The organism is Microbispora hainanensis (genome assembly GCF_036186745.1).
Taxonomy (GTDB): domain Bacteria; phylum Actinomycetota; class Actinomycetes; order Streptosporangiales; family Streptosporangiaceae; genus Microbispora.
This window is the reverse complement of record NZ_CP108086.1, coordinates 2,874,856-2,894,237: the sequence shown is the minus strand read 5'-3', so window position 1 is coordinate 2,894,237 and position 19,382 is coordinate 2,874,856. Positions and strand designations below refer to the sequence as shown.

Genomic DNA, 19,382 nt, shown 5'->3' with positions numbered 1-19,382 from the left:
TCACCCCGTGGCGAAGCCGATCGGTACGGTCGTCGGGAAGGTCCGGATCAGCTTCTTGTTGACGAACTCCTCGATGCCGAGATCCGCCAGTTCTCTCCCATATCCAGAGCATTTGATACCGCCGAACGGCAGGGCGGGGTGGGAGGAGGTCGGGTGGTTGATCCAGACCATTCCCGCGTCGAGCCGCTCCGCCACCCGCCGCGCCCGGTCGAGGTCCCTGCAGAAGACCGCGCCGCCGAGGCCGTACGGTGTGTCGTTCGCCAGCGCCACGGCCTCGTTCTCGTCGGCCACCTGGTAGATCACCGCCACCGGCCCGAACAGTTCCTCGCGGTACGCCCGCATGCCCGGCCTGACGTCCGTCAGGATGGTCGGCTGGACGAAGGCGCCGGGCCGGCCGATCCGGTCGCCGCCGGTCACCAGGGTCGCCCCCTGCGCCACTGTGTCGCGTACCTGGCTCACGAGGTTCGCGGCGGCCTGCTCCGAGGACAGCGGCCCCAGCGTGGTGTCCGGGTCCAGCGGGTCGCCCGGGACGAGCGCCTCGAACCTGCGGCGCAGTTCCTCGACGAAGCGGCGGTAGACGTGCGGCAGGAGGATCATCCGCTTGGCGCTCACGCAACTCTGCCCCATGTTGGACAGCCGGCCGACCGCCGCGGCCTCCACGGTCCGGTCGAAGTCCTCCGTGTCGAGCACGATGAACGGATCGCTCCCCCCGAGTTCGAGCACGGTCTTCTCGATGTTGCGTCCCGCCCTTTCGGCGGCGCCGGCGCCCGCACGATCACTGCCGGTGAGGGAGACACCCTGGATCAGGGGATCGTCGATCACAGTGCCCACTCGCGCCGACGGCAGGAACAGGTTGACGTAGACCCCGGGCGGCGCGCCGGCGTCGTGGAACAGCCGCTCCAACGCGAGCGCCGACTGCGGGCAGTTGCTCGCGTGCTTGAGCAGGATCGTGTTGCCGGCGACCAGGTTCGGCGCCGCGAAGCGGGCGACCTGGTAAAGCGGGTAGTTCCACGGCATGATCCCGAGGAGCGCGCCGAGCGGCCGGTTGGCCACCACGGCATTCCCCTCCTCGACGGGAAGCGGGCGGTCGGCGAGGAAGGCGGGCCCATGCTCGGCGTAGTAGCTCAGGATGTCCGCCGACAGGTCCGCCTCTCCGCGGCTCTCGCCGATGAGCTTGCCCATTTCCAGCGTCACCGTCCGGGCGAGTTCCTCCTGGCGTTCGCGCATGAGAGAGGCCGCCCGGCCGACCACGGCGGCCCGTTCTGCCGGGGCGAGCGATCTCCACTCCTGGAAGGCCTGGTGAGCCGCCGCGACGGCCCGGCCCGCCTCCTCGTCGGTCATGGCGGGAAACTCGGCGAGGACCTCGTCGTTGTACGGATTCACGCTGGCGATGGACCTGCGTGTCACGGATGGCGTGGCGGTGGTCATGGCGCCCCCCTGCGCCCGCACGCCGTTCGGCACCCGACTGCACCGTGGCGGCGCCGGACCTCTTGCCACGATACTCCGCCCGGTCGCGGCACCTCCGCCCAGAACGGCCCGCACGCGCGTCCAGGTGGGACAGCACGAGGCGATTTCCCGCCGGGTCAGCGTGTGGCCGATATGCGTGACCGGGTGCGGGCGGGCGCCCATTCGGGCAGCCCGTCGAGGATGTCGGCGAGCGTGACCCCCGCGAGGCTGCTGCGCCACGCCCGGTGCGCGTCGGCCATCTTCTCGGCGATGATGCAGACGCCCTGGCAGTCCTCGGGAGGCAGGGCACCCCGTCCCTGCTGGCGGATCTCGCGGCACTCGTACGGCGAGGAGCCGCCGTCGATCGCCTCGACGATCTGCAGCAACGTGATGTCGGAAGCCGCCCGCGCGAGCCGGAAGCCGCCCCGCGGGCCGGTCATCGCGGCCAGCACACCGGCTTTGACGAGCGCCTGCAACTGCTTGGCCAGATAGGGCGCCGGAACGTCGAAGTAGTCCGCGAGCTGCGCCGCCGAGGCGGTGGCTCCCGGATCGAGCTGCGCCAGCGTGGTGGCGCAGTGCAACACCCACTCGGTGCTCGCAGGCAGCTTCATGCCCACCAGTGTATTGGAGAGATTGCAGATCTATTTTGTCCGAGATAGAGTCCGGGGCGTCTAGCGAAGGAGAACACCATGCGTATCGCAGTCGCCGGCGCCACCGGGAACATCGGCAGGCTCACCGTCGCCGCCCTCGAACGGGACGGGCACGACGTCGTACGGATCAGCCGCTCACTCGGCGTGGACCTGATGACGGGCGAGGGGCTCGACAAGGCCCTGGACGGCGTCGAGTCCGTCGTGGACGCGATCAGCTCGAACGCGACCGACCGGGACGAGTCGGTGGCGTACTTCGGCACGACCACCAGGAACCTGCTGGCCGCCGAGGAACGGGCGGGCGTCCGCCACCACGTGCTGCTCTCGATCATCGGCATCCACAAGGTGGAGGGCAACGCCCACTACTCCGGCAAGCGGGAGCAGGAACGCCTGGTGTCCGCCGGTTCCGTGCCGTGGACGATCGTGCCGGCCGCGCAGTTCCACGACTTCGCCGAGATGGTGGCGGGATGGATGGAGCAGGACGGCGTCGCCACGATCGCGCCGCTGCTGGTGCAGCCGATCGCGCCCGCCGACGTGGCCGAGGTGCTCGCCGAGATCGCGGTGGGCGACCCGCAGGGCCGTTACACCGACGTGGCCGGTCCCGAGCCGCAGGACCTCGTCGACATGGCCCGGCGCACCCTCGCGGCACGCGGCCGTACGGTCAAGCTGGTGCCGACCTGGTCGGGACTCTTCGGCCCGGCGATGGCCGGCAACGTGCTGCTGCCCGGAGAAGGCGCCCGCATCGCGCCGACCTCCTTCGACGAGTGGCTCGCGGCCCAGCACTAGACGCAGGCCCAGCACTGAGCACGTCTCGCCCGCCCGCGGTCAGCGAGCGGGCAGCGTCGGGTGCGGACTATCCGGGACGATGCCCATCATGGTGGACGTGATGGCCCATCGTTCGTGGTCCCGCCAGGCGCCGTCGATGAACAGCATCTCCGGCGAATACCCCTCACGGCGGAAACCGTGCCGTTCGAGCAGCCTTCGGGAGGCGTGGTTGCCCGGCTGGACATTGGCCTCCAGCCGGTGGAGCCGCAACTCCTGGAAGGCGTGACGCAGCACCAGGCCGAGACCTTCGGACATGTATCCCTGGCCTGCGGTGGGCGCGAAGGCCGCGTATCCGAGGGAGCCGCACTGGAAGCGTCCCCGGATGATGCTGTTGATGTTGATGTTCCCCGCGATCTCACCGGTCTGCCGTACGCAGACCAGCAGGCCCTCGGCGGACCGGGGATCGTCGAATCGGGCCAGATAGGCCCGGAACTCCTCGCTCGTGGTGGGCAGGGACATCCACGGATGGTGGAGGTCGATGCTCGCTCGCACCAGTTCGAGGAACTCGGCCTCGTCCTGCGCCGTGATCCGGCGCAGGGTCACGCGCGGGTGGCCGCCCGCCCTGTCGCCCGCCGACTCGTGCGCGGTCTCTTCACCACTGTCGTTGTGCAACACCCGCCACAGCGTAGGCGAACGCCGTACGGGCGGGAGCCTCGGAAAGGCACTGAAGGCGTCAGCCCAGCGCGGCCTCGGCCCTGGCGTACGCGGCCTCGGTGATGCGCGGCAGCAGTACGGCCGGGTCGGTGCGCGGCGCGGGGAGCTGTTTCGGAATCCGCACCTCCAACACGTAACGCGGCGTCCGCACCACCTCGACCCACTGCGTGACCGACTTCCCCTCCATTACCCGGAAGGCCCAGGACCGGGTGCCGAGACGCGGCACGGAGATCGACCGCACGCGGAAGGGATTGCCCTCCTCCCCGAGGAAAGTCCGGCAGGAGTCCATTGCAGCGGGGTCGCCGAGGCCGGTCAGCATCGGAGCAGGGCCCGTGACGATGGTCTCCGAGAACTCCGCCGACCGTCTCCACGCCCCATCGCTCATGGCGCTCAGCAGCGCCGCGGCGATCTGCACGCCCGGCCTGTTGAAATCACGCAGCACGACGCGCCACGACCCCTCGGCCACCCTCTGGCAGGTGGAAGCCCCGGCAGAAGCCCCGGCCGCCTGACGGAGTGCGAGGAACGCCGAGGCGTCGTCCGCGGCGGCGGGCAGGGCCACGACCGCGCCCGGTCTGGTGATCGACTCGTGGACCCCCTGATAGTCGACGAGCAGGGCCCGCAGAAGCCGGGGATCGCCAGGGCCACTCCCGGGGTTCGCGACCGAGAGCGGCCGCCCCTTCTTAACCACCTCCGCCTCGAAGACCTGTTCCACGGACGGTGTCGAGGAGGGGCGTGCCGACGCGCGCGAAGCCGCGGCGGCGATGGCGTCGCACAGGGCTTGCGCTGAGCCCTCTCCCTCGCCCTCTCCGCACGTGAGTGCCTGGTCCTCGTCCACGACGACGGCGTCGATGGGCACAGGACTCCCCGGTGTCGGGGTGGGGGGCGTGCCCGCACGGGGCGTGCTGCCACAGGCCGTCACGACGGCGAGGCACAAGACGGCGCACCGGGTGATCTTCACCCGAGCAATGATCCCTTATGGGACGGTCAGCCGGTGCGCTCGACGACGTAGTCGCACAGGGCGATCAGGGCCGTACGCGCGGGGATTTCGGGCAGACCGGCGAGGGCGGCCTTGGCCCGGTCGATCCAGCGGGAGAGCTCCTCGCGGGCCTGGTCCATGGCCCGGTGGGCGCGCAGCAGCGTCAGCGCCTCCTCGACGTCCTCCTCGGCCACGGGCCCCGACAGCAGGGTGCGCAGCCGGGCGTCGGCGGGGTCGTCGGAGGCCAGGGCGTACAGCACGGGGAGCGTGCGGATGCCCTCGCGCAGGTCGGTGCCGGGGGTCTTGCCCGAGTCGTCGCTGAGCGCGGCCACGTCGATGAGGTCGTCGCCGAGCTGCCAGGCCACGCCGATCGCCTCACAGGCGTCGGCCAGCCGGTCGACCACGTCGGCGGGAGCGCCGGCCAGCATGGCCCCGAAGCGGCCCGAGGTGGCGATGAGGGAGCCGGTCTTGTCGGCCAGCACGCTGATGTAGTGGGCGATCGCGTCGCTGCCCTCGGCGGGCCCGACCGTCTCGCGGATCTGCCCGCGCACCAGGCGGGAGAACGTACGCGCCTGGATCCGGATGAGCTCGGGGCCGAGGTCGGCGAGGATCTCCGACGCCTGGGCGAACAGGTAGTCGCCGGTGAGGATGGCCACGGTGTTGTCCCACCGGGCGTTGGCGGACTGGGAGCCCCGGCGCACCGGGGCCTCGTCCATCACGTCGTCGTGGTAGAGCGTGGCCAGGTGGGTCAGCTCGATGACGACGGCCCCGGGCACGACGCCCGGGGCGTCCGGGTTTCCGAACTGGGCGGCCAGCAGCACGAGCATCGCCCGGAACCGCTTGCCGCCCGCCTCGATGAGGTGCCTGGACGTCTGGGTGACGAAGGCGTCCTCACTCTCGACCGACGAGCGCAGCAGCTTCTCCACCGCCGCGAGCCCGTCGGCGAGATCGCTGGCCAGCCGCTCGTCTACAAGAGGAAGGTCCACAACGGGCGGCGCGGCCATACGGAGATCTCCTAACGGACGAACAGGGATTGTGCTGCCGTGTGCGCGAGGTCCAGCACAGGCTGGGGATAGACCCCGAGAACTACGGTAGCCAATGCCGCGATGCCGACGACGGCCGCGGTGCCCCTGGAGGGCAGCACGACGGACGGGCCGTCGGCGGCCGGGTCGCTGAAGAACATCAGCACGATCACGCGCACGTAGAAGAAGGCGGCGATGGCCGAGGCCACCACACCGATGATGACCAGCGGCGTGGCGCCGTTGGCGACGGCGGCCTGGAAGACCGCGTACTTCCCGAAGAATCCGCTGGTCAGCGGGATACCGGCGAAGGCCAGCAGGAAGAACGCGAACGTCCCGGCCAGCAGCGGCGAGCGCTTGCCGAGCCCGGCCCAGCGGGACAGGTGCCATGCCTCGCCGCCCGCGTCGCGCACCATCGTGACGACGGCGAACGCGCCCACGGTGGTGAAGCCGTACGCCACCAGGTAGAACAGCAGGCCGGACAGGGCCGAGGTGTTCTCCGCCTGGGTGTGGCCGGTAGCGATCACGCCGATGAGCAGGAAACCGCCGTGCGCGATGGACGAGTAGGCGAGCATCCGCTTGATGTCGGTCTGCGTGATCGCGAGGATCGCGCCGACCACCATCGTGAGGATCGCCACACCGTAGAAAACCGGCCGCCAGTCCCAGTCGAGACCGCCCAGACCGACCCAGAACACCCGCAGCAGCGCACCGAAGGCGGCCACCAGGGTGCCGGAGGCCATCAGCGCGGTGATGGGCGTGGGCGAGCCCTGGTAGACGTCCGGCTTCCACGCCTGGAACGGCGCGGCGCCGATCTTGAAGAGCAGACCGACGCCGAGCATGGCCGCGCCGATGTAGAGCAGGGTGTCCTGGCCGCCGACCGACCCCAGCGCCTGGTTGATCTTCGCGAGGTCGACCGAGCCGGCGTAGCCGTACAGCAGGGCCGTGCCGTACAGGAAGAAGGCCGAGGAGAACGCGCCGAGCAGGAAGTACTTGACCGCGGCCTCCTGCGACAGCAGGCGGCGGCGCCGGGCCAGGCCGCACAGCAGGTAGAGCGGCAGCGACATGACCTCAAGGGCGACGAACGCGACGAGCAGGTCGTTGGCCGCCGGGAACAGCAGCATGCCGCCGACCGCGAACAGCAGCAGCGGGTAGACCTCGGTGTGCGCGGCCCGCTCGACGAGCGACTGCTCCTCCTCGGCGGAGCCGGGCACGGCCGCCGCGGAGCCGACGAAGTGCTCCTCGTCCTTGATGAGCAGCACGCTCACGAAGGCGAGGATGAGGATCGTGCCCCAGATGAACAGGGCAGGGCCGTCCACCGCCACCGCGCCCATCGCGGCGGGCTTGGTGGGCACGCCCTTGATCGCCTGCCAGACGGCCAGCGCGAACGCGCCGGCCAGCGACAGCAACGTGAGCGGCAGGTGGATCGCCGAGCGCAGGTAGCGCGGGGCGAATGCCTCCACCAGCACGCCGACGATCGCCGCGCCGAAGACGACGAGCAGAGGCGCCAGAAGGGCGTACTCGATACTCGGCGCCTGAATGGTGCCGTTCACTACTGGCCCTCCTGAGCAACGGGTACGGCCGGCTTCGGGTCCGTGACGGAGACGCTCGACAGCGTGTCCTTCACGGCGGGATTGATCACGTCGAGCAGCGGCTTGGGATAGAAGCCGAACACCAGCAGCAGCGCGACGAGCGGCGCCACCACCCACTTCTCCCTGGCGTTGAGGTCGGGCAGCGACTTGACCGACTCGGCCGTCGGGCCGTTCATCGTCCGCTGGTACATCCACAGGATGTAGATCGCGGCGAGGATGACGCCGACCGTGGCGATCACGGCCGGGACGACGTACCGCTGGTAGGTGCCGGTCAGCACCATGAACTCGCTGACGAACGTGCTGAGACCGGGCAGTGAGAGGCTGGACAGACCCGCCACCAGGAACGTCCCGGCGAGGATCGGGGCCACCTTCTGCACGCCGCCGTAGTCGGCGATGAACTGCGAGCCCCTGCGGTAGATGAGGAAGCCCGCGATCAGGAACAGCGCGCCGGTCGAGAAGCCGTGGTTGACCATGTAGAGCGTCGCGCCCGAGCCCGCGCTGGTGGTCATCGCGAACACGCCCATCGCGATGAAGCCGAAGTGCGACACCGAGGTGTACGCGATGAGCCGCTTCATGTCGGTCTGCCCGATGGCCACGATCGCGCCGTACACGATGCCGATGACCGACAGCGTGATGACCAGCGGCGTGAAGAACTTCGCGGCGTCCGGGAAGAGCTCAAGGCAGAAGCGGAGCATGCCGTACGTGCCGACCTTGTCCAGCACGCCGACGAGCAGGACGGCCGCGCCGGCCGGGGCCTGGGCGGCGGCGTCCGGCAGCCAGGTGTGGAACGGCCACAGCGGCGCCTTGATCGCGAAGGCGATGAAGAAGCCGAGGAACAGCCACTTCTGCGTCGTCACGTCCTGGATGGTCCCGACGAGGTCGGAGAACATGAACGTGCCCTTGCCGGCGATCGTGTAGAGCGCGATCACCGCCACGAGCATCAGGAGCCCGCCGAACAGCGAGTACAGCAGGAACTTCACTGCCGCGTACGACCGCTGCGCCCCGCCGTACGACCCGATCATGAAGTACATCGGGATCAGCATGGCTTCGAAGAAGACGTAGAAGAGGAAGACGTCGGTCGCCGCGAAGACGCCGATCATCATGGCCTCGAGCACGAGCAGCAGCGAGAAGTACGTGCGGACCGAGCGCTTGCCGGCCTCGGCGTCGTGCCAGGAGGCGAGCACCACGATCGGCACGAGGATCGCCGACAGCAGGATCAGCACCAGGGCGATGCCGTCCACGGCGACGCCGTAGTGGACCCCGAACTGGGGGATCCAGTCGTATGTCTCGGCGAACTGGAACTTGTCGCCGTTCGGGCTGAACTGGACCGCCATGGCGACGGTCAGCGCCAGCACGATCAGCGACACCACGAGGGTGAACTGCTTGGCGAGCTTGTCGTTGCGGACAAGGGTCACGCCCAGCGCGCCGAGTACGGACACGCCCATCAGGGTTGAAAGCCAGGGCATCACAGGTTCCCTACGACGAGCCAGGCACCGGCCAGGACGGCGGCGCCCAGGAATATCGACAGCGCGTACGAGCGGACGAACCCGGTCTGGACCCTGCGCAGCCGCCCGGACGTGCCGCCGATGCCGGCGGCCAGGCCGTTCACGAGGCCGTCGACGCCGCGGTTGTCGAAGAACACGGCAAGGCGGGTCAGCCACTGGCCGGGGCGCATGAACAGCGCCTCGTTCAGGGCGTCGCCGTACAGGTCACGACGGGCGAAGGTGGTGAGGAACGAGGCGCGCGGGGCCACCGCGGGCACCTCGGCCCTGCCGTACTTGACCCAGGCGAAGGCCGCGCCGATCGCGACGAGCGCGAGCGTGACCAGACCGGTGAGGCTGAACGGGTGGAACGACGGCATCTCCTCCGGCGCGCCGACGGCCGGCGCGAGGAAGGTCATGAACCGGTTGCCCAGCACCAGGAAGGCGCCCAGCCCGATAGCGCCGATCGACAGGATGATCAGCGGCCAGGTCATGACGGCGGGCGACTCGTGCGGGTGGGCCGTGGGCTCCCAGCGCTTGGTGCCGAAGAACGTCATGAACACCAGGCGCGACATGTAGAAGCCGGTGATGCCCGCGCCGAGCACGGCCAGCCAGCCGAGGATCGCGTTGTGCTCCATCGCGGTCTCGATGATGCCGTCCTTGGTGAAGTAACCGGACAGCAGCGGGAACCCGATGATCGCCAGGTATCCGATGAGGAACGTCACGAACGTGACCGGCATGACCTTGCGCAGCGCGCCGTACTTGCGCATGTCGACCTCGTCGTTCATGGCGTGCATGACGGAGCCGGCGCCGAGGAACATGTCGGCCTTGAAGAAGCCGTGCGTGATCAGGTGGGCGATCGCGAAGGCGTAGCCCACCGGGCCGATGCCCGCGGCGAGCACCATGTAGCCGATCTGCGACATCGTCGAACCGGCCAGCGCCTTCTTGATGTCGTCCTTGGCGGTACCGATGATCGCACCGGCGAGCAGCGTCGCGACGCCGACGATCGTCACCACGAGCTGCGCGGTCCCGGCGCCCTCGAAGATCGGGCCGGACCGGACGATCAGGTAGACGCCGGCGGTGACCATGGTCGCCGCGTGGATGAGAGCCGAGACCGGGGTCGGGCCCTCCATCGCGTCGAGGAGCCAGGACTGCAGCGGGAGCTGCGCCGACTTACCGCAGGCGCCGACCAGCAGCAGCAGGCCGATCGCGGTCAGCGTGCCGGAGGACGCCTTCGAGGCGTTCCCGAGGACGTCGCTGAAGGCCAGCGTGTGGAACGTCGCGAAGATCGTGAAGATGCCGATCAGCAGGCCGAAGTCGCCGACGCGGTTGACGATGAACGCCTTCTTGGCCGCGGTCGCCGCCGAGGGCTTGTGCTGCCAGAACCCGATCAGCAGGTACGACGCGAGACCCACGCCCTCCCAGCCGACGAACAGGGCGACGTAGTTGTCGGCGAGCACCAGCAGGAGCATCGCCGCGACGAACAGGTTCAGGTAGGCGAAGAACCGCCGCCTGTTCGGGTCGTGCGCCATGTAGCCGATCGAGTAGATGTGGATCAGCGAGCCCACGAAGGTGATCAGCAGGCAGAACGAGATCGACAGCGGGTCGACCAGCAGGCCCACCTTGGCGAGGCCCGGGATGAAGTCGTACAGCTCGATCCCGCGGCGGCGCTCGCCGGGGGCGAAGCCGAGCAGCTGCACGAACGACAGCGCCGCCACCACGAAGGACGCGACGGCCATGAGCACGCCCAGCAGGTGGCCGAACTTGTCGGTCCTCCGGCCGCCAAGCAGGAGGACCGCCGCTCCCACCAGGGGCAGAGCGATCATGAGCCAGGCTGCTCCGATCGCTCCGCCGGAGTGCTGGATGATCTCAGCGGGTTCCACGGCCACCTCTTAGTACTTCAGCAGGCTGACGTCGTCGACCGACGCGGACCTGCGGGTTCGGAAGATCGTCACGATGATGGCCAGGCCGATGACCACCTCGGCGGCGGCCACGATCATCACGAAGAACGCGATGAGCTGGCCGTCGAGGTTGCCGTTCTGCCGGGCGAAGGTGACGAACGCCAGGTTGCAGGCGTTGAGCATGAGCTCGACGCACATGAACACCACGATGGCGTTGCGCCGTACGAGCACGCCGACGCCGCCGATGGCGAACAGCAGCGCGGAGAGCACCAGGTAGTGCGTGGTCACTTGCCGTCCTCCTCGCTCAGGGACTCCGTCACGGACTCACCACGCGGGCGGACGACCCGGCCCGCCACGACACCCTCTTCTTCCATCGGCTCGGTGTCGGGGCCGCCGTCCCTGGCCTCGTCGGCCACGGTGGGCGTGCTGTGGCCGTTCGCGTGCAGCGCGGCCTCCTCCTGCTCCAGCACCCGGGCGACCTCGGGGGACAGGATCCCCTGGGACTCCTCATAGCGGGCGATGTAGCGGTTGACCGACAGCGGCGCGACCGTCCCGTCGGGCAGCAGCGCCGGCATGTCGATGGCGTTGTGCCGGGCGTAGGTGCCGGGGCCGGGCAGCGGCGCCGGGTTCTTGCCCGTCTTGCCGAAGGCGACGAAGCGCTGCCGCGACAGGTCCTTCTGGGTCGGCCTGGCCTCGGCGCGCTCGCGGTGCGCGAGCACCATCGCGCCGAGCGCCGCGGTGATCAGCAGCGCCGAGGTGACCTCGAAGGCGAACACGTGGCGCGTGAAGATCAGCTCGGCCAGGGAGGGCACGTTGCCCGCCTGCGTGGCGGCGGCCAGGCCCTTGGCGGAGCCGACGACCGCGTTGCCGATCCCGGCGGCGAGCAGGACGGCGAAGCCGAGCCCGCCCACGATGGCCCAGAACCGCTGGCCCCTGATCGTCTCCACGAGGGAGTCGGACGAGTCCACGCCCACGAGCATGAGCACGAACAGGAACAGCATCATGACCGCGCCGGTGTAGACGATGATCTGCACCGCCGCCAGGAACGGAGCGTCCTGGACCGCGTACAGCACCGCCAGCGAGAGCATGACGACGCCGAGCATGAGGGCCGAGTAGACGGCCCTGCGGCTGAAGACGAGTCCGAGCGCGGCGATCACGGAGATGACCGCGAGCACCCAGAACGTGATGGACTCACCCATTGCTTCGACCCAACCGGTAGTAGTCCTCTTCGGTCTCGCCGAGGCGCATCGGGTGGGGCGGCTGCTCCATGCCCGGTCCGAGCGGCGCGAGGAGCATCTCCTTGGTGTAGATCAACGACTCGCGGCTGGAGTCGGCGAGCTCGTACTCGTTGGTCATCGTGAGCGCCCGGGTGGGGCACGCCTCGATGCACAGCCCGCAGAGAATGCAGCGCAGGTAGTTGATCTGGTAGACGCGGCCGTACCTCTCACCCGGCGAGAAACGCTCCTCGTCGGTGTTGTCGCCGCCCTCGACGTAGATGGCGTCCGCCGGGCAGGCCCAGGCGCACAGCTCGCACCCGACGCACTTCTCCAGTCCGTCGGGCCACCGGTTCAGCTGGTGCCGTCCGTGGAAGCGCGGCGCGGTGGGCCGCTTCTCCTCCGGATATTGAACGGTTACCGGCTTCTTGAACATGTGGTGGAAGGTGACGCCGAATCCCTTGATCGGGTTCAGCCAATCAGTTGCTCCCACTGGTCACCTCCTTGGCGGCGTCGGAGTTGAGACGCGCGGCGGGCACGACTCCGTGGTAGTGCGGGGCGTCGAGCGGCGGCACCGGGAACCCGCCCGCGACGGGCTCCTCGCGAAGCTGCTCGAACTCCTCCTCGATCGCGGCGGCCTTGGCCTCCCTGCGGCGCTGGTTGACGGTGTCGAACCGCAGCCAGATCGCGAAGGCCCCGATGATGACGACCGCGCCGATGGTCAGGATGATCGCCCGGTCGGCCTCGGGCATCCGCAGCGCCTTGAAGGTGGCGGCCAGCAGGATCCAGGCCAGGTTGACCGGGATCAGCACCTTCCACCCGAAGGCCATGAGCTGGTCGTACCGGACCCGCGGCAGCGAGGCGCGGACCCAGACGAAGAAGCCGAACGCGATGACCAGCTTGATGAAGAACCACAGCATCGGCCACCAGCCGGTGTTCGCGCCGTCCCACAGGGAGATCGGCCACGGTGCCCGCCAGCCACCGAAGAACAGCGTGATCGCCATCGCCGAGACCGTGAAGACGTTCACATACTCGGCGAGCATGAACATCGCGAACTTCAGCGAGGAGGCGTACTCGGTGTGGAAGCCGCCGACCAGCTCGCCCTCGCCTTCGGGGAGGTCGAAGGGCACGCGGTTCGTCTCGCCCAGCATCGTGATCGCGTAGATCAGGAAGGACGGGATCAGCGAGACCACATACCAGGACGGCGCCGGGATCGACAGCCCGAAGATGTCCCAGGTGCCGCCGCTCGCCTGCTTCGCCACGATCTCCGAGGTGGACAGCGTGCCCGCCTGAAGGAACACCGCGACGAACGACAGGCCCATCGCGATCTCGTACGACACGACCTGGGCGCTGGAGCGCAGGCCGCCGAGGATCGCGTACGGCGACCGGGAGCCCCACCCGGCGAGCACGATGCCGTAGACGCCGATGGAGGCGGTGGCGAGGACCAGCAGCACCGCGACCGGCAGGTCGGTGAGCTGCAGCGGCGTCTTGTGGCCGAACATCCACACCATCGGCCCGAACGGCACGACGGAGAAGGCCAGGAAGGCCGGGACGGCGATGATGACCGGGGCAAGGAAGTAGATCACCTTGTCCACGGTGCGGGGCATGATGTCTTCCTTCAGGCCCATCTTCAGGCCGTCGGCCACCGTCTGGAGCAGGCCGAACTTACCTGCGCGGTTGGGGCCGTAGCGGTGCTGCATGCGCGAGATGAGCTTGCGCTCGGTCCACACGCCCATCAGCACGCCCAGCATCAGGAACACGAAGATCGCGACGGCCTTGATGATGCTGATCCACAGGGGATCGTGGCCGAAGTCGCTCAGCGTGGGTCCGGGGTTGTTCACGAGACGCTCCCGATCGTTACGACGTCTCCGGCGACCGCGCGCAGGTCGCGCGTGACCGACAGGCCGGCGGAGTTGGACGGCAGCCACACGACCCGGTCGGGCAGGTCCGCGATCCGCACCGGGACGACCACGTCGTCACCGATGGTGATCTTCCCGCCGTCCACCGCGCCGATCTCCGCCGCGGTGGCCTCCGACAGCAGCGCCGCCACCGTGCGGGCGGTCCCCGCGAGGTAGGGCTCGCCGTCCTGCATGCGGCCGTCGTCGAGCAGCAGGTGCCAGGTCGCCAGCACGGCCTCGCCCGCCTGCGGCTCCCTGACCGGGCGGCCGGTGACCATCGGCGCGACCGGGCGGGTGCCCTTCCAGGCGCCGAGCGCGGCCATCTCGCGGCGGGCGGCCGCGGGGTCGGGCAGGCCCAGGTGGACGTCCATCTGGTCGGCGATCGAGGCGATGGCGCGCAGGTCGCTCATCAGCCCGGGGACGGCGGTGGCCACGCCGAACGAGCGGCCCCTGCCCTCCCAGTCGACGAACGTGCCGGACTTCTCGGCGACCGCGGCGACCGGCAGGACCACGTCGGCCCGGTCGGTGACCGCGCTGGCGCGGATCTCCAGGCTGACGATGAACGGCGTGTTCTCCAGCGCCGCCAGCGCCTTGGCCGGGTCGGGCAGGTCGTAGGGGTCCACACCCGCGACGACCAGCGCGTCCAGCTCCTCGTTCAGCGCGGCATCGATGATGCCGGCCGTGTCGCGGCCGGGCGCGTCGGGCAGCGAGGCGACGCCCCACACCCGGGCGACCTCCGCGCGGGCGCTCTCGTCGTCGGCCGGACGGCCGATCGGCAGCAGCCCCGGCAGGGCGCCCGCCTCAAGGGCGCCGCGCTCACCGGCCCGGCGCGGCACCCAGGCGAGCCTGGCGCCGGTGGCCTGCGTGAGCCGTACGAGCGCCGACAGGGCGCCGGGGGCGGTGGCGAGCCGCTCACCGGCGAGGACGATCGCGCCCTCGGGCAGCAGGTCGCCGCCGATGAGGTCGCCGAGCGCCTCGGCCTCGCCGCCGGGCAGCGTGCGGATCAGCGTGCCCTTCATCTTGGCCAGGCCCGGCGTGGCGAACGGCGCGAGCGCGTAGACCTTCAGGCCCCGCTTGCGCGCCGCCTTGCGCAGGCGCAGGAAGACGATCGGCGACTCCTCCTCGGGCTCGAACCCGGCGAGGAGCACGGCCGGGGCCGTCTCCAGGTCGGCGTACGAGACCTCGATGCCCTTGCCTGCCACGGCGTGGGCGAGGAACCGCGTCTCCTCCTCGGAGTGCGGGCGGGCCCGGAAGTCGATGTCGTTGGTGCCGAGGGCGATCCTGGCGAACTTGCTGTAGGCGTAGGCGTCCTCGACCGTGAGCCGCCCGCCGACCAGCACGCCGGCCTTGCCGCGGGCTCGCAGCAGGCCCTCGGCGGCGACGGCCAGCGCGTCCGGCCAGGAGGTCGGGACGAGCTTGCCGCTCTCGTCGCGCACCAGCGGGGAGCGCAGACGGTCGGGCTGAGTGGCGTAGGTGAAGGCCCAGCGGCCCTTGTCGCAGTTCCACTCCTCGTTGACCTGCGGGTCGTCCCCGGCCAGGCGGCGGGTGACCTTGCCGCGGCGGTGGTCGGTGCGCAGCGAGCAGCCCGACGCGCAGTGCTCGCACGCGCTCGGCGTGGAGACCAGGTCGAACGGGCGGGAGCGGAACCGGTAGGCCGCGCCGGTCAGCGCGCCCACCGGGCAGATCTGGATGGTGTTGCCCGAGAAGTAGGACTGGAACGGCTCGCCGTCGGCGACGCCCACCTGCTCCTTGGCCCCGCGCTCGAAGAAGTCGATGAGCGGGTCACCGGCGATCTGCTCGGAGAAGCGGATGCAGCGCGCGCACTGGATGCAGCGCTCGCGGTCGAGCAGCACCTCGGTCGACAGCGGCACCGGCTTCTCGAACGTGCGCTTCTGCTCGACGAACCGGCTCTCGCCCTGGCCGTTCGACATGGCCTGGTTCTGCAGGGGGCACTCGCCGCCCTTGTCGCAGACCGGGCAGTCGAGCGGGTGGTTCAGCAGCAGCATCTCCATCACGCCGCGCTGGGCCTTCTCGGCCACCGGCGAGGTGAGCTGCGTCTTGACCACCATGCCCTCGGCGACCTCGATCGCGCAGGACGGCTGCGGCTTGGGGAAGCCGCGGCCGTTGCCCGCGTCGGGGATGTCGACCAGGCACTGGCGGCAGTTGGCCGCCGGCGAGAGCAGCGGGTGGTCGCAGAACCGGGGGATCTGGATCCCCAGCAGCTCCGCGGCCCGGATGATCAGGGTGCCCTTGGGCACGCTGATCTGGAAGCCGTCGATGGTCAGGGTGACCATGTCCACGACCGGCTGCTCCGGCTGCGTCGTCTGAACTGTCACTTGGACCCCCACACCGTGGAAGCGGCGGGATCGAACGGGCAGCCGCCGATCTCGAAGTGCTTGAGGTATTCGTCGCGGAACTGCTTCACCGACGAGTGGATCGGGCTCGTCGCGCCGTCACCGAGGGCGCAGAACGAACGGCCGAGGATGTTGTCGGCGATGTCGGTGATCGTGGCCAGGTCCTCCTCGGAGCCCTGGCCCTTCTCCAGCCGCTTGAGCACCTGCTTGAGCCAGTAGGTGCCCTCACGGCACGGCGTGCACTTGCCGCAGGACTCGTGCGCGTAGAACTCGGTCCAGCGCAGGACGGCCCGCACCACGCAGGTCGTCTCGTCGAAGATCTGCAGCGCGCGGGTGCCCAGCATCGAGCCCTTGGCCCCGACCGACTCGAAGTCGAGCGGCACGTCGAGGTGCTCGGCCGTGAAGATCGGCGTCGAGGAGCCTCCCGGCGTCCAGAACTTCAGCTCGTGGCCCTCGCGGATGCCGCCCGCCATCTCCAGCAGCTCGCGCAGCGTGATGCCCAGCGGGGCCTCGTACTGGCCCGGCCGGGTCACGTGGCCCGACAGCGAGAAGATGCCGAAGCCCTTGGACTTCTCGGTGCCCATCCCGGCGAACCAGTCGGCGCCGTTGGCGATGATGCTCGGCACGCTCGCGATCGACTCGACGTTGTTGACCACGGTCGGCGAGGCGTACAGACCGGCGACCGCCGGGAACGGCGGCTTGAGCCGGGGCTGGCCGCGGTAGCCCTCCAGCGAGTCGAGCAGCGCGGTCTCCTCGCCGCAGATGTACGCCCCGGCGCCGCTGTGGACGACGAGTTCGAGGTCGTAGCCCGAGCCGAAGATGTCGGTCCCGAGGTAGCCCTTCTCGTACGCCTCCCGGACCGCGGCCTGCACCCGGCGGATGACGTGGACCACCTCGCCGCGGATGTAGATGAACGCGTGGTTGGCCCGGATGGCGTAGGACGCGATGATCACGCCCTCGACCAGCGCGTGCGGGTTGGCCATCATGAGCGGGATGTCCTTGCAGGTCCCCGGCTCGGACTCGTCGGCGTTGACCACGAGGTAGTGGGGCTTGCCGTCGCCCTGCGGGATGAAGCCCCACTTCATGCCGGTCGGGAATCCCGCGCCGCCACGGCCACGCAGGCCGGAGTCCTTCACCGCCTGGATGACGGCGTCGGGGTCCATGCCCAGGGCCTTCCTGGCGGCCGTGTACTCGCCGTACCCGTCGAGGGTGAACGAGTTCGCCTGGTCCCAGTTCCGGGTGAGAACCGGAGTCAGCGTTGTCATCGGTCGCTCACCGCTCCTCGTTCGCTGCGCGGGCCGCTCGTGCCTCGCGGACCGCTCCGCTCACTGCGCCGGGTTCTCTCCGCGTGGTCATTCCGTGCTCCCCTCGGCCTTGGGGGCCTCCCAGCCGTTGGCCTTGGCGATCTTCAGGCCCTCCAGCGACGGGCCCGCGGCCGACGGGCCGTCACCGGCCTGGCCGTCGGGCAGCCCGGCGAGGACCCGGGAGGCCTCCTTGAACGTGCACAGCCGGCGCGGGCCGCGCGTGGGCGCGACCTCCTTGCCCGCGCGCAGGTCGTCGACGAGCTGCTTGGCCGACTCCGGGGTCTGGTTGTCGAAGAACTCCCAGTTGACCATCATGACCGGCGCGAAGTCGCAGGCGGCGTTGCACTCCAGCCGCTCCAGCGTGATCTTGCCGTCGGCGGTGGTCTCGTCGTGTCCGACGCCCACGTGCTCGCTGAGCTCTTCCCAGATCTGGTCGCCGCCCATGACCGCGCACAGCGTGTTGATGCAGACGCCGACGTTGTACTCGCCGGCCGGCTCGCGCTTGTACATGGTGTAGAAGGTCGCCACGCCGACGACCTCGGCCTTGGACAGGCCCAGCATCTCGGCGCAGAACTCCTGGCCGTCATCGGAGACGTAGCCGTCCACCGACTGCACCAGGTGCAGCAGCGGCAGCAGAGCCGAACGCGGCCGGGGGTAGCGGCCGATGATCTCCTTGGCGTCCGTCTCCAGACGCTCACGGACCTCGGGCGAGTACGTCATCGGTCCACACCTCCCATGACCGGGTCGATCGAGGCGACCGCGGAGATGACGTCGGCGACCATGCCGCCCTCGCACGTCGCGGGCACCGCCTGCAGGTTCGTGAACGACGGGTCGCGGAAGTGGACCCGGTAGGGCCGGGTGCCGCCGTCGCTGACCACGTGCGCGCCGAGCTCGCCGCGCGGCGACTCGACCGAGGCGTACGCCTGCCCCGCCGGCACCCGGAAGCCCTCGGTCACCAGCTTGAAGTGGTGGATCAGGGCCTCCATCGAGCTGCCCATGATGTGGGCGATGTGGTCGGGGGAGTTTCCGAGGCCGTCGGGGCCGAGCGCGAGCTGCGACGGCCAGCCGATCTTCTTGTCCTCGATCATCACCGGGCCGCCCTTGAGCGGGCCGGACAGCCGGTCGAGCGCCTGCTCGATGATCTTGAGGGACTCCTCCATCTCGGCCATGCGGACGAGGTAGCGGCCGTACACGTCGCAGGTGTTCTGCGTCGGCACGTCGAACTCGTACGTCTCGTAGCCGCAGTAGGGCTGCGACTTGCGCAGGTCCCACGGCAGGCCGGCGGCGCGGAGCATGGGCCCGGTGACGCCGAGCGCCATGCAGCCGGTCAGGTCGAGGTAGGCCACGTCCTTGGTGCGCCGGGTGTAGACCGGGTTGGCGTCGAGGAGCTTGCGCATCTCCTTGATCCGCCCCGGCATGATCTTGAGGAACTCACCGATCTTGTCGACCGCGCCGGCCGGCAGGTCGACGCTGACGCCGCCCGGCCGGACGTACGCCATGTTCATCCGCAGACCGGTGATGTACTCCATCAGGTCGAGCACCATCTCGCGCTCGCGGAAGCCGAACAGCATCGGCGTGGTCGCGCCCAGCTCCATGCCGAACGTCGCGATCGCGACCAGGTGCGAGGAGATCCGGGTGAGCTCCATCGTCAGGACCCGGATGGCCTGCGCCCGGTCCGGGATCCTGTCGGTGATCCCCAGAAGCTTCTCGACGCCCATGCAGTAGGCGGTCTCGTTGAAGATCGGCGCGAGATAGTCCATGCGGGTGACGAACGTGACCCCCTGGGTCCACGTCCGGAACTCCATGTTCTTCTCGATGCCGGTGTGCAGGTAGCCGATCACCGTGCGGGCCTCGGTCACGGTCTCGCCGTCGAGGGTCAGCACGAGCCGGAGCACGCCGTGGGTCGACGGGTGCTGCGGGCCCATGTTGACGACCAGGCGCTCGTCGGCCGACTCGCTGACGGTCTTGACCAGCTCGTCCCAGTCCTGACCGGCGACGTCGTAGATCCGGCCCTGAGTCTCGGTGGCGGTCTCGGTGGTGCTCACGACGCTCTCCTCGCTGCCCTCGTCCACTC

At 69.7% G+C, this 19,382-nt stretch carries 17 protein-coding genes; 1 reads left to right on the top strand and 16 read right to left on the bottom strand.

All coding sequences use genetic code 11. The features are described from left to right. A complete protein-coding gene (locus OHB01_RS13555) occupies positions 1–1,428 on the bottom strand; it encodes an NAD-dependent succinate-semialdehyde dehydrogenase (protein ID WP_142647974.1) in 1,428 nt (475 codons plus the stop codon). Between the two features lie 155 nt (positions 1,429–1,583). Continuing rightward, the gene (locus OHB01_RS13550) at positions 1,584–2,057 is read right to left on the bottom strand and encodes an RrF2 family transcriptional regulator (protein WP_142647973.1); all 474 of its coding nucleotides are present in this window, start codon (positions 2,055–2,057) and stop codon (positions 1,584–1,586) included. Positions 2,058–2,135: 78 nt separating this feature from the next. On the opposite strand from OHB01_RS13550, the gene OHB01_RS13545 reads away from it, so the two are divergent. Then, positions 2,136–2,879, top strand: coding sequence for an SDR family oxidoreductase (locus OHB01_RS13545; RefSeq protein WP_142647972.1), 744 nt, complete (start codon positions 2,136–2,138; stop codon positions 2,877–2,879). Positions 2,880–2,918: 39 nt separating this feature from the next. Here OHB01_RS13545 and OHB01_RS13540 read toward each other — a convergent pair whose 3' ends face one another. The 14 genes from OHB01_RS13540 to OHB01_RS13475 all read right to left on the bottom strand — a co-directional run bounded on the left by OHB01_RS13540 (position 2,919) and on the right by OHB01_RS13475 (position 19,353). Further along, positions 2,919–3,533, bottom strand: a complete 615-nt coding sequence (locus OHB01_RS13540) for a GNAT family N-acetyltransferase (RefSeq protein ID WP_260617270.1) — start codon at positions 3,531–3,533, stop codon at positions 2,919–2,921. Positions 3,534–3,591: 58 nt separating this feature from the next. Next, on the bottom strand, positions 3,592–4,428 hold the full coding sequence (locus OHB01_RS13535; protein ID WP_142647971.1) for a hypothetical protein: 837 nt from the start codon (positions 4,426–4,428) through the stop codon (positions 3,592–3,594). Positions 4,429–4,556: 128 nt separating this feature from the next. Beyond that, positions 4,557–5,552, bottom strand: a complete 996-nt coding sequence (locus OHB01_RS13530) for a polyprenyl synthetase family protein (protein WP_142647970.1) — start codon at positions 5,550–5,552, stop codon at positions 4,557–4,559. A gap of 11 nt (positions 5,553–5,563) precedes the next feature. Next, on the bottom strand, positions 5,564–7,117 hold the full coding sequence (nuoN, locus tag OHB01_RS13525; protein ID WP_142647969.1) for an NADH-quinone oxidoreductase subunit NuoN: 1,554 nt from the start codon (positions 7,115–7,117) through the stop codon (positions 5,564–5,566). Then, positions 7,117–8,622 carry an NADH-quinone oxidoreductase subunit M gene (locus OHB01_RS13520; protein ID WP_142647968.1) on the bottom strand — a complete coding sequence of 502 codons (1,506 nt, stop codon included), beginning with the start codon at positions 8,620–8,622 and terminating at the stop codon, positions 7,117–7,119. The genes nuoN and OHB01_RS13520 overlap by 1 nt, the downstream gene beginning before the upstream one ends. Beyond that, entirely contained in the window at positions 8,622–10,463 is a 1,842-nt protein-coding gene (gene nuoL / locus OHB01_RS13515; protein WP_142648072.1) for an NADH-quinone oxidoreductase subunit L, read from the bottom strand. Before nuoL ends, OHB01_RS13520 begins: the two co-directional genes overlap by 1 nt. 66 nt (positions 10,464–10,529) lie before the next feature. After that, the gene (nuoK, locus tag OHB01_RS13510) at positions 10,530–10,826 is read right to left on the bottom strand and encodes an NADH-quinone oxidoreductase subunit NuoK (RefSeq protein ID WP_030506864.1); all 297 of its coding nucleotides are present in this window, start codon (positions 10,824–10,826) and stop codon (positions 10,530–10,532) included. Continuing rightward, positions 10,823–11,737, bottom strand: coding sequence for an NADH-quinone oxidoreductase subunit J (locus OHB01_RS13505; protein WP_142647967.1), 915 nt, complete (start codon positions 11,735–11,737; stop codon positions 10,823–10,825). The genes nuoK and OHB01_RS13505 overlap by 4 nt, the downstream gene beginning before the upstream one ends. Continuing rightward, positions 11,730–12,245: an NADH-quinone oxidoreductase subunit NuoI gene (gene nuoI / locus OHB01_RS13500; protein WP_142563318.1), complete on the bottom strand. Its 516-nt coding sequence runs from the start codon at positions 12,243–12,245 to the stop codon at positions 11,730–11,732. The genes OHB01_RS13505 and nuoI overlap by 8 nt, the downstream gene beginning before the upstream one ends. Next, positions 12,232–13,593: an NADH-quinone oxidoreductase subunit NuoH gene (gene nuoH / locus OHB01_RS13495; protein WP_142647966.1), complete on the bottom strand. Its 1,362-nt coding sequence runs from the start codon at positions 13,591–13,593 to the stop codon at positions 12,232–12,234. The genes nuoI and nuoH overlap by 14 nt, the downstream gene beginning before the upstream one ends. Beyond that, a complete protein-coding gene (locus OHB01_RS13490; protein WP_142647965.1) occupies positions 13,590–15,986 on the bottom strand; it encodes an NADH-quinone oxidoreductase subunit G in 2,397 nt (798 codons plus the stop codon). Before OHB01_RS13490 ends, nuoH begins: the two co-directional genes overlap by 4 nt. Further along, positions 15,983–17,269, bottom strand: coding sequence for an NADH-quinone oxidoreductase subunit NuoF (nuoF, locus tag OHB01_RS13485; RefSeq protein ID WP_142647964.1), 1,287 nt, complete (start codon positions 17,267–17,269; stop codon positions 15,983–15,985). Before nuoF ends, OHB01_RS13490 begins: the two co-directional genes overlap by 4 nt. Positions 17,270–17,356: 87 nt before the next feature. Further along, positions 17,357–18,028: an NADH-quinone oxidoreductase subunit NuoE gene (nuoE, locus tag OHB01_RS13480; protein ID WP_142647963.1), complete on the bottom strand. Its 672-nt coding sequence runs from the start codon at positions 18,026–18,028 to the stop codon at positions 17,357–17,359. Next, positions 18,025–19,353 (bottom strand): NADH-quinone oxidoreductase subunit D, encoded by a 1,329-nt coding sequence (locus OHB01_RS13475; protein WP_142647962.1) that lies wholly within the window; start codon positions 19,351–19,353, stop codon positions 18,025–18,027. Before OHB01_RS13475 ends, nuoE begins: the two co-directional genes overlap by 4 nt. Positions 19,354–19,382 lie beyond the last annotated feature (29 nt).

What these genes read in the sequence shown, in the direction of transcription:
- OHB01_RS13555 (WP_142647974.1), bottom strand. Translation starts at nt 1,428, where the DNA reads ATGACCACCGCCACGCCATCCGTGACACGCAGGTCCATCGCCAGCGTG.
- OHB01_RS13550 (WP_142647973.1), bottom strand. Translation starts at nt 2,057, where the DNA reads ATGAAGCTGCCTGCGAGCACCGAGTGGGTGTTGCACTGCGCCACCACG.
- OHB01_RS13545 (WP_142647972.1), top strand. Translation starts at nt 2,136, where the DNA reads ATGCGTATCGCAGTCGCCGGCGCCACCGGGAACATCGGCAGGCTCACC.
- OHB01_RS13530 (WP_142647970.1), bottom strand. Translation starts at nt 5,552, where the DNA reads ATGGCCGCGCCGCCCGTTGTGGACCTTCCTCTTGTAGACGAGCGGCTG.
- OHB01_RS13520 (WP_142647968.1), bottom strand. Translation starts at nt 8,622, where the DNA reads ATGCCCTGGCTTTCAACCCTGATGGGCGTGTCCGTACTCGGCGCGCTG.
- nuoL (WP_142648072.1), bottom strand. Translation starts at nt 10,463, where the DNA reads ATGATCGCTCTGCCCCTGGTGGGAGCGGCGGTCCTCCTGCTTGGCGGC.
- OHB01_RS13505 (WP_142647967.1), bottom strand. Translation starts at nt 11,737, where the DNA reads ATGGGTGAGTCCATCACGTTCTGGGTGCTCGCGGTCATCTCCGTGATC.
- nuoF (WP_142647964.1), bottom strand. Translation starts at nt 17,269, where the DNA reads ATGACAACGCTGACTCCGGTTCTCACCCGGAACTGGGACCAGGCGAAC.
- nuoE (WP_142647963.1), bottom strand. Translation starts at nt 18,028, where the DNA reads ATGACGTACTCGCCCGAGGTCCGTGAGCGTCTGGAGACGGACGCCAAG.